Source organism: bacterium (genome assembly GCA_040753085.1).
GTDB lineage: Bacteria > UBA9089 > JASEGY01 > JASEGY01 > JASEGY01 > JASEGY01.
In genome coordinates this window covers 1-10,081 of record JBFMHI010000097.1, presented here as the reverse complement: position 1 = coordinate 10,081, position 10,081 = coordinate 1, and the positions used below count along the sequence as shown (strand labels likewise).

Genomic DNA, 10,081 nt, shown 5'->3' with positions numbered 1-10,081 from the left:
CTTCGCGCTATCAACCTCAGCGATGATATGGACAAGTATTGGGATTTCCATATCAGAGAGGAACAGAAACGTCTTTACGGGACTTACGAATGGAAAATGGCTGCATGAAAAGTAGCCACACCCTATTCCTTTTTGTAATCGTTCCGCTTATTTCTGTAATTTTGGTGTCTTAGTGTCTTGGTGGCGCGAACGGTTACCATAAGAGAAACGGGGAAGAGATTTCTCTCTTCCCCGTTTTTTGCTTCCCCTCCTGGAAGCAAATACCCTCATCCGGTTCAGATTACGTTGATATTAGTGACAGCACATTGGCCGGAACTACGTTGGCCTGAGCTAACATAGATGTCCCTGAGTTCAGGAGAATCTGGTTCTTGACAAAATTGATCGTCTCTTTGGCGAAGTCAAGATCCTCAATCCGGGATAGGGCCGCGGTTTGATTCTCATAAGAGGTCTCATTGTAGCTTAAACGATATTCCAGCCGGTTCTGAATAGCGCCTAACTTAGCCCTATTACTGGACACGGTATCAATAGCCGTATCCAGAAGGCTAATAGCGCTCTCGGCGGCGGCCTGGGTAGTTACCCCATTGCTCATCAGGACATTAATGCCCAATGCCGCGGCACTCACTGTAGCGATGTTGGTCTTAAGAGTTTCATCCTTGTTGGCTCCGGCATGGAAAACCAAACCCTCTCTTCTGTAATCAGAATTAACCTCTGAGGTAGGGGTATAGGTTCCCTCGGTAATGTTGACCTCCGAAAGGAAGCCATAGCCGTTGGTCGATGGAGTTTCTGATAAGGTAAGATTCTCCTGGAGATTGTTGCTTCGAATAGTAAATTTATCTTCTAAGGTGTCGTAGTAGATTTTAACATCAATGTTAGCGTTGTTGTTGATGCTGTCCATAAAACTCTGGACAGTCCCGGTCACACTAAAGGTCTCTCCATTGATGGTTACTGTGCCAGTCGGTGTATTGTCGAAATTGGCGTTAGCAAAGGTCTGGGTGAGATTTATTCGGTCGTTGCTTTGATCGGTTTCGTCATTGACCTCATAGGTGCTTGTCGCCGTGGCATTAGCACTTGGAGCGCGGAAGATGTTGGAGAAAGTGGTAGGATTTCCCACATCATAGTTAAGGATATTAGCCTCGTAGAGGAAATTAGAGGCGCCGCCACTTACCGCCGATAGGGTGAGATCTGTTCCATTATCACTCTGGATAAGGAACTCATCATTGGTAGAATCATAGGTTATGGTGGCCTTTGCCTTCGTCGAGGCATTAACCGCATTCATAAAAGACTGGACCGTGGCGTAATCGGCCACACTGAATTGCGCCCCATTAATAGCGATAGTTCCGGTGGGCGTGGTATCGAATCCAGCCTCTGAAAAGGCCTTGCTCACGTCAAGGATGTTAGAGCTGCCTGCCCTAACTTCCTCACGACTAATGGCCTGAGCCCGAGGCCCTGGCGCAGCAATATTGAGCCTGCTGTCTTCTGTTATCTTGGCCAGGGTGAAGAAACCTGTGGTCGCTCCCCCATCTGCACCTGACTGGGTTAACCTGAGGGGAACTTCTTCGGTATCACTGGTAATGGTAAACCGGTCGGTCGTAGCATCGTAAGTGATAGTAGCATTTGCCTGGGCCGAATTATTGACGGCCTGCATAAAATCATTAACCGAATCATAGTCAGAGATACTGAATTTGGCTCCATTAACGGTTATATTTCCGGTCGGTGTAATGGCCGTTCCTGCTTCATTGGTAAAACCAGCCGCCGAAAACTTGGCATAGATATCAATCGTGGCTGAACCACGCGCCCCTTGGTCATTACTCACCACCGTGGCTTTATATTGACTGGGGGCGGTAGATGAAACATTGCCCGTCAAAAGCGGGAAGCTGTTAAACTCTGTCGCTTGCGCCTGCTGGTCGATACTGGTAAGGAGCTCATTTACTTCAGCCTGAATAGCCTCTCTGTCACTCGACTGCAACGATCCATTAGATGCCTGCACGGCCAATTCTCTCATCCGCTGGAGCATCTCCTGGATCTCGTCCATACCAGCTTCTGCTGTCTGAATCACAGATATTCCATCCTGAACATTCCGGGATGCCTGGTCCAGGCCTCTGGTCAGGGCAGTCTCTCTCTGAGCAATAGCTAAACCTGCTGCATCGTCAGCGGCCCGATTGATTCGTAAGCCTGAAGAGAGACGTTCCAGATTTTTGTTTAAGGATCGGGTTGTCTGTGACAAGGTGTTATAGGCATCAATTGCCGATGGGTTATGCACAACTCTCATGCGAATCCCTCCTTGATTGGTGGGCTTCCCTGCCTGTTAAATTTTGCTTCCTTGCTCCTTTTCTACTTCGGCCTCCCTCCGAAGCAGAGGAACATCCTTGCCCCTTCTTCTACTTTAACCTCCCTTTAAAGTAGATAGAGGAGCTTCCCTGCTCATTCTGTTTTAGCCTTCCCCAAAAGCCAAGAATCTCCCTCTCTTTCAGTATCCCTATGAAGCAGGAAAAACCCTTTTTTGGTTCTTTCTAAAACAGCGAGCTTCCTTGCTTACCTCCTTCCCTTTATATTTTCTTACCCAAATCTCAACCGGATAAAAGGTAGCACAGGCGTCTCGCCTGTGGTCATATTCACAGCCGGGACGGCTGTGCTACTTTTACCCGGTTTTGGGATAGAGACTTTTCTATCCGGCAGTTCAAACCTCGCTTGAGATTTAGGTTTAACAGGGGTCTTCCCGACCCCATACTTGACCTCTCTCTAAAACAAAAAAGGCAGGGACGGTTCATAACCGTCCCCGATTTTCAGGTCGTCAAGCAGATTTTGGGTAAGCAGGATCGTGTCATCATGGAAAACCAGAATGATATTTTCTCACCGGATTTTCCTCACTTATTTCTAATTGTTAAAGGTTAGCCGCAGCGGATTCGTGCCGTTGCTATCCATTACAAAAATCTCCGAGAAATAAGTATCCGGAACATACCGAATGTGGACTATCTTTTTTCCATCTGGTGACCAGTGGGGCATGCGGATCTCCCCCCTCTCGGGCTCATAAGCAATTCGCCTTTTTTCTGAACCATCGGCTTTCATTTCCCAAATAAAATACATTCCCTTTGGACTGTCTGCATTTGAATCATATACGATCCCCTCTCCATTGGGGTTCCAGGCAGGAAAGGAGTTACGTCCTTCAAAGGTAAGCTGGGTTAGACTATCTCCATTGACCGTTATCTTGTAAATCTGCTTATTATAGTCAAAGGCAAAGGCAATCCACTCCCCCTTGGGGCTCCAGCAGGAAGTCTGTTATTGCCTTTCAGAAACATTCGCCTGGTATCTCCTGTCGGTGAAATAAACCATAGACCGACCGATTCAGGCTCGACATGACAAGACCCGCTCTCTTTTACAGTTGTTATCCCGTTGTGATAATAAACAATGACACTTCCCTCGGGCGACCAGGCAGGGCATTCGTCGATTTCGGGATAAACCGGGGGCGGTGGCGCAACGCTTATTTCTTCCTCATCATCGAGAAATGGGATTTTGCCACATCCAGATAAAAAAGCCAATAATAAAACCGCTAATAATGTTCCGCAAAGACCATAAAATTTAATATTATCTATAAACTATCCCCCTAACTGTTCACGGCCCCGATGGCAGTAGAGACGGGATGGGCTGAGGGGCGAAGTAGGCCTCGACGGCGAAGCAGAGGTAGTCAAAGAAGGAGCGGCCTTGCTGTGCACAGGTGGCGATGGTCGTCCAGATGCGCTCGCACCAGCGTGATCAGCTCTTCCAGGGAAAGCTCTTGCAACAAAGCGTCCTTCATATATATATATATCGTTTGACCTATAGAAAAACTAAAGTGGTTTCTCCAGACCGTGAACGGTTACATAAATTAGAAATGGCAAAACGTTAGTTTAAAAAGCCGTCCTGACTCACATTGACAGGTAGATAAACTGTCGTAGGGTGGGATTATTCTTCCTTGAATAATAATTGTGATGATTCGGTGATATGCTTGCTTCGTTGCCCCTCTTTTTCAAGCCTTACTTTTGGGTCCTTGGGGGAAGCTTCCTCTTTTGGGAAGCTTCCGCCAGGGCTCTTCCGAAACTTATGGTCATCCTCTTCAGTTTTTCTTTTGGTCCCCTTATCAAGAAATTTTTTCGCCTCTCAATAGGCGGCCGACCTATCTTTGACTCGAAAACATCCCTTTTCGCGATCTCTTTAGACCTGAGTAAGATGGGCCAAACCTTTCTCCCCTCTTTAGAGAACTATGGAAGCAAAAGATAACTAAAGCTGATCACCATTTATGGATAGAAGATTTTATTCGGCTTTAAGTATAAAAACTTTTAAGCCCCCTTAAGAAGGTGGTGTATTTTTTTTGACCACCTTCTCAGAGAGCTAATGGCTGCTCTTATCCTTTTCTCTTTACCTCATAATCAACTTTTAGACCTACTCGCAAACGGCCGTTTTACTTTCGGCCCTTAAATTGACCCCCCTACTCAACTCTTCCAACCGGCCGTGTCTTCTAAGTTAAGTAGTAGGAAAAAGTCAAGATACTAAAGATAATTATTAGCAACCACTTTTTTTTCCTATTTTACATTATTAGTATAGCATCAAAATATGAATTTGTCAAGGGGATAATTAAAAAATTTGGTAACTATTAAGATTCATTTAAATTAACCTCTCCATTATTTCTAAGATATTCTCTTACCTTTTTTTCTTCCGGGGTTAATGCCTTTTCAGTAAATAGGGTAATCTCTTCCAGCCAGGTTAGTTTTTCAAGAGTTGAGAGCTTCATATAATTTAAGATATCTTCTTTTTCTAAGGTATAATGAAATCCTTTATTCATTTTTAGTCTCCATTATCTTTTTTACTTCCTCAAGCATTTCCATATCGCTTATATCTTTGGGTCTGTTGCTTACCTTTTTCATTGAAATCATATCATCAATAGAAGCCACATAGATTCCAACATCATCTACTTTTTTTATTGCACGATGCTGAAATGCCTTAGTAAAATCAAGGGGATGTTCGATAACAATATCAACTACTTTAAGGTTTTCTTTCTTATGATAAAAACTAAAAGCCCTCATATTACGGTTTTCTATCCAATCATTTAATATTCTTTCATCTGCCATATCATTAGGATCAACCGGAAGGCGAGGGACATAACCCAGGTTCATCAGGGTATTATTTAATTTTAAAACATTATCCCTATCTATTGAAATGATAATATCAATGTCATAAGTAATTCTTGGCACACCGTGTAGATTTACTGCCAGACCGCCTACAACCAGGTACTTTATCTTTGCACGATACAATGCTTCAAATATTTCAAAATAAAACATTCTCAACCCTCCTGGTTATCATCAAAATCAAATGCCTCCCGTAAAATAGCACCGGACAATGTCGAGATTGCTTCCATCTCACTATCTGCGGCTTGACGCACCTTTTGTATCTCAGCCATCTTACGCTCAAGTTCCGCCACGATGCTGGAGTGGTCATTTCGCAGAGGTGGCAGAGGTATCCTCAGGTAATCGGTAATCAGTGGCTGCCTTTCCTATTGACTACCGATGACCGATCACCTTTTTGCCATGATCTTCGCGAACAAGGCAAATATTGCGGCATAATACTGATGTATTCGAGAGTGCCTAAAGTTTAAAGGACCTAAAGTAAGCTAAGGTTATCGGCGTCTAAACAACCTGAGTAGTTAGCTGGCATTTTTGTTTCACTACTAGGACTCTTTCCTTATATTCGGAAAGAACCTTTTCAATCAGAAATGAAGGGACACCTTGCATAATCTCTATCTGAGATTCCAACCATTCTTCGGGAGATAGAGTGCTAAGAGCCGGCCTATTTTCTTCGGAAGGCATATAAGCACGAAGGCTATCTTTCATCTCCCTTTCCGGCAAGCGCTCCTCATCTATTGTCTTTAGATCAACTAAACTACTTAAGGCATAATACAAGTGAATTGCCTCCCTTCCATCATCCTCATTGTCGAACTCTTCATACATCAGGATATAAAGTTTAAAAATCTCTAACAGGCCGATAGTGGGATAGATACCTCCAATCTCCCAATCAGTGATAAGCCGCTTATAGTAACTCACTGCCTCATTTAATCTATTTTTCGCTCCCCGGCGGTGACCCAAACCAAAAAGCAGAATGGCCTGAGCATGGGATAATTCCGCTAAACCGCTCCAAATTTGCTGGGCGTATTTACGATTTTCTATATCTACGGAAAGACCATGGGCCAATTCATTAAGCTGACGGGCGTAAGTCTGGGTCGTCGGCACCTCAGTGAAATCTGCGCTTTCCAGGCCTACCTTTAACTCCCCTAACTCCCCCTTTTTTTCCATTTTCCTTACTTTTTCCTCGATAGAATCGGCCAGGGCATTAATTATTATTTCGATATCTCTCTCTTCCAGTTCAAAGAATTTTATCAAATCAACAATTTTCCTCTTCTCCTTATATTCGTATAGCACCTTTATTATCCTTGCCTGCTTAGATAAAGACATTTCCTTAAGAAAGGTTTGCAATCCTAAGGCAATAAAGATATCTCCTCTGCCTACGGCCTCTTCTTCCTTGGAGATATGTTTTTCTATTAGCTTACGGTAAGCCTGCAAAACTTGACTGTCTTTATTTTCAGAATAAGCCTGGAGGGCAAACAACATTGCCTCATTAAGTTCCGGTTCTCGTCTCTCATTTTTCCAAAGATAATCCAATCTCCTCTCGTATCCTTCAGCAATCTCATACATCCTCAAGGAAAGGTCTCTTAAGAGGGTTTCTAAATCCTCATCAGAAAAACCAATGGCCTTGTCGGAAAATTTATAGGCCATTTCCAGATATCTTTCCCTCTCGGTCTCGACCGCCTCCATCGCCTTTTTAAAGGCCCAATCCCGCAAGAAGGTATAACGTCGACGGATTCCTCTATTCAAACCCGGATCCTTTAATTTATGCTCTTTCAATATACCTAAGGCCATCTTAGATTCTTCAATCGCCAGGATATTGGGATTTTTTTCTAAAGGTTCTTCTACCATCGGCTCCTCAACCAAAATCCTTAACCCTTCAATATAATGCTGAGCGGCTTTGATCTTAGCCTCCAGATCTTTCTTCTCCTGGCTGTTTCGGATATTTTCAACCCTCTCCAGGGCAGAACTAAGAACCCTTTGAGCTTCTTCATAACAGCCGAATTTAGAATAAACCATAGACAACCGGTAGGAAAGCTCGCCGCGGCGGTGAGAATCTTGGGTCTTCTTAATCTGGGCAATTAAAGAGTTAATACTGGTGGTGTACTCCAATTCTATATCCAGAACAGTGCCTCCTTCATCAACCCAAAGGACATGACAAATAAGCCTTCCTGTTTCACAATTAATTTCAGGCCCGGGAATTAACCTTTCTCCCAGGGTATAATCCCGGACAACGCCAATGACACAAGCGATATCCAGCGACTGCGACCTGACCAGTTCCTGGGCCGTAAAGATGTGATCCCAGGCATAGGCTTCCTTCTCTTCATTCTTATATTCTTTCAGTCTGGCCGGTCTAACAATAGGCCTTTCCATACCGCTAAGAAGGCGTTCCTCTTTCCGAGAGAATTGCCATATCTTTCTAAGATCTCCTTCTCCTTTCATCGATTCGTAGGAAACAAGAAAACCGGTAAAGGAGCCGCCAGATTTCTTAACTAAGGTATTACTTTTTATCGTAGCGGGAGTCCCTCCTGAACCAATAATTAAATGAGGACCTCCTTCTAAACCCATCTCCAGACCGGCTGACCAATCATCATCTTCACTAAGGATAAGATTCCCGTTGATAAACCGGCCCTCGCTCTCCTTCAATTTTCTCTCCATTTCCTTAAACCCGGTCACCTTTACTCTAATTCCGGCGTCAATCAAAGCCTGAATCAACCCCGCATGCCTTTCCCGAAAGAGAACGGCGGCTTTAATCTCACCTGGCGAAATACCCAGCTCTTTTTCAAGTTCAGCCAATAACCGAGGAATCAATCGGGAATAAAATTCGGCCATATCTCCTTCTTCTATCATCTCATTAAGAATCATGTCCAATTTGATCTTTTCCGTGCCGGGACAGGTTACTATCTTAAACATATACATGTCAGGAAGCTCAAGGATGCCTCCTTTTTCACCCTCAGCAAATACAGCCGCAACAAGCGTTCTCATCTTTTTCTCATCCACCAGCCCCTCATCCATCTCCAGAAGGCCAAGGACAGTATCTATCTTATGGGAACCAAGCCCAAAGGTTTGACCAATAATAGGGGTAGGCCAGCCCTTACGTTCTCCTTCACTACACTTTACCGTCCATTTTCTCTGGCGATCACCAGCCAGCAGTATCCTCTGCTGCTCCAGAATAGCAATACGCATACGTGATTTATTGGCCGGGTTCTTATTTATTCCGATATACTTTAAGGCCCGGGCGGTCCAGCATCCCAAAAGATTGCTGGCCAGAGTAAAGTCTCTGCTTAGACAACCGGCTATCTTTTCCTTAGAGATACTTACCTTTTTTGTCGACTTCTTTAATACTGAAACCTTCTTAACCTTACATTCCAGTAGATCAGGGTCTATGGCCGGGTTAAATGAGAAGGAATTTGATTTCATGGCAAATGTCTTCTGTCTCCTCTGGGTCTGGTATTACCTGATTTAGTAGTAATAGAACATCTTTACTAAAAAGTCAAGTAAAAAAGGATTTTATTAGTTGATAAGGGAGATTTTTTCCTGTATAATAGGCCGTAAGCGGTCAGCCACTAAGTGTCTAGGGGGCTGAGTTACCTAAGATTGAAAGGAAGGGAAAATAAAATGCGCATAGGAATACTTGGGGCCGGAGGGCTGGGAAGAACGGCCGCTCAAATTATTGAGATGAAAGAAGAAATGAAACTGGTCGCTATATGTGATCGCCGGGGCTTTGCCTTTTCCCCTGAAGGACTTTCTGCTCAGGAAATAAGCGGGCTTAAGCCGAAAGATACCGTAGCCGAAATAAAAGGGGGACGATTATGTGACGATCCTATCAGGGAGATTGTCTCGCGTGGAGCCGAGATCGACGGCATCTTTGTTACCCTGCCCAATATGCCTAATGACTTTATCCCTGGGGTGATCCAACAATTTATTCAGGCTAAGTTCAAGGGGGTCTTTGTTGACTGCCTTAAGAGGACCTCAGCCATGGAACTGGTCTTTACCCTCCACGAAGAAATAAAGAAGATAGGGAGCACCTACCTGACCGGCTGCGGGGCTACGCCGGGTTTGCTTACGGCCGCGGCGGTTCTGGCTGCCCAGTCCTTTGTCAGGGTGGAACATATTGACATCCACTGGGGGGTAGGGATTAGTAACTGGGAACAATACAAGGCCACCATCCGGGAGGATATTGCCCATTTGCCCGGTTTTACCGTGGAGAAGGCCCAGGCACTGACCGATGAAGAGGTGAAAGAACTTCTGGATGCCCGGGATGGAAAACTGGAACTTCGCCAGATGGAACATGCCGATGATCTGATGCTTGAGCGGGCCGGGGTAGTGGCTTCCAGAACCCAGGTTGAGGTCGGTGGGATAATGGATACTCGATCCGCTAAGAAGCCGGTCAGCACCACCATGACCTTGACGGGAATTACCTTTGATGGACAGCGGAGTTCTCATCGTTTCATCCTGGGTGATGAAACCACCATGGCAGCTAATGTGATCGGCCCGGCCCTGGGTTATCTTAAAAAGGCCGCCTGGCTGAATGAAAAGGGCATCTACGGCGTCTACGCTTCCTGCGAGTTTATGCCGGCTATGGTAGCGTAGCGCGGCCTCCCGCGCTCGAGGCTAGATGCTCGATGCTCGATGCTCGATGCTAAATGCTGGTAGAGGATCCAGTATCCAGTATCGAGTATCGAGCATCGAAGATCGAACATCGAGCATCGAAGATCGGGAATTTCTTGTTGACTTTTTGATTTCTGTGAACTATAATAAAGCATCGCCCTGCAACATTGGCGTTGTCCGCTAGAATTATGGCTTTGTAACCGTTCAGGTATAGCTGCACGGATTAGCACGGATAAATAACACAGGACAGAAGGCGGAAGTGTAGGGACAGGGCTTGTCCCTGTCCGTGCTTGTCCATGTCCGTTCTGTAGACGGACAAC

General features: G+C 45.0%; 6 protein-coding genes. 1 reads left to right on the top strand and 5 read right to left on the bottom strand.

The window, feature by feature from the left end:
- Positions 1-280 precede the first annotated feature (280 nt).
- The 5 genes from AB1797_09995 to AB1797_09975 all read right to left on the bottom strand — a co-directional run bounded on the left by AB1797_09995 (position 281) and on the right by AB1797_09975 (position 8,570).
- Positions 281-2,269 carry a flagellin gene (locus AB1797_09995; GenBank protein MEW5767939.1) on the bottom strand — a complete coding sequence of 663 codons (1,989 nt, stop codon included), beginning with the start codon at positions 2,267-2,269 and terminating at the stop codon, positions 281-283.
- A gap of 931 nt (positions 2,270-3,200) precedes the next feature.
- Positions 3,201-3,536 (bottom strand): hypothetical protein, encoded by a 336-nt coding sequence (locus AB1797_09990; GenBank protein MEW5767938.1) that lies wholly within the window; start codon positions 3,534-3,536, stop codon positions 3,201-3,203.
- Between the two features lie 1,091 nt (positions 3,537-4,627).
- On the bottom strand, positions 4,628-4,816 hold the full coding sequence (locus AB1797_09985) for a hypothetical protein (GenBank protein MEW5767937.1): 189 nt from the start codon (positions 4,814-4,816) through the stop codon (positions 4,628-4,630).
- Positions 4,809-5,312: a DUF6036 family nucleotidyltransferase gene (locus AB1797_09980; protein ID MEW5767936.1), complete on the bottom strand. Its 504-nt coding sequence runs from the start codon at positions 5,310-5,312 to the stop codon at positions 4,809-4,811. Before AB1797_09980 ends, AB1797_09985 begins: the two co-directional genes overlap by 8 nt.
- Positions 5,313-5,657: 345 nt before the next feature.
- Positions 5,658-8,570, bottom strand: coding sequence for a fructose-bisphosphatase class II (locus tag AB1797_09975; GenBank protein ID MEW5767935.1), 2,913 nt, complete (start codon positions 8,568-8,570; stop codon positions 5,658-5,660).
- A gap of 198 nt (positions 8,571-8,768) precedes the next feature.
- Between AB1797_09975 and AB1797_09970 the strand changes: the two genes are divergently transcribed.
- Positions 8,769-9,743, top strand: a complete 975-nt coding sequence (locus AB1797_09970) for a saccharopine dehydrogenase-like oxidoreductase (protein ID MEW5767934.1) — start codon at positions 8,769-8,771, stop codon at positions 9,741-9,743.
- Positions 9,744-10,081 lie beyond the last annotated feature (338 nt).

Excerpts from the sequence above, each read along its gene's own strand:
- AB1797_09995 (MEW5767939.1), bottom strand. The coding sequence starts at position 2,269 with ATGAGAGTTGTGCATAACCCATCGGCAATTGATGCCTATAACACCTTG.
- AB1797_09985 (MEW5767937.1), bottom strand. The coding sequence starts at position 4,816 with ATGAATAAAGGATTTCATTATACCTTAGAAAAAGAAGATATCTTAAAT.
- AB1797_09980 (MEW5767936.1), bottom strand. The coding sequence starts at position 5,312 with ATGTTTTATTTTGAAATATTTGAAGCATTGTATCGTGCAAAGATAAAG.
- AB1797_09975 (MEW5767935.1), bottom strand. The coding sequence starts at position 8,570 with ATGAAATCAAATTCCTTCTCATTTAACCCGGCCATAGACCCTGATCTA.
- AB1797_09970 (MEW5767934.1), top strand. The coding sequence starts at position 8,769 with ATGCGCATAGGAATACTTGGGGCCGGAGGGCTGGGAAGAACGGCCGCT.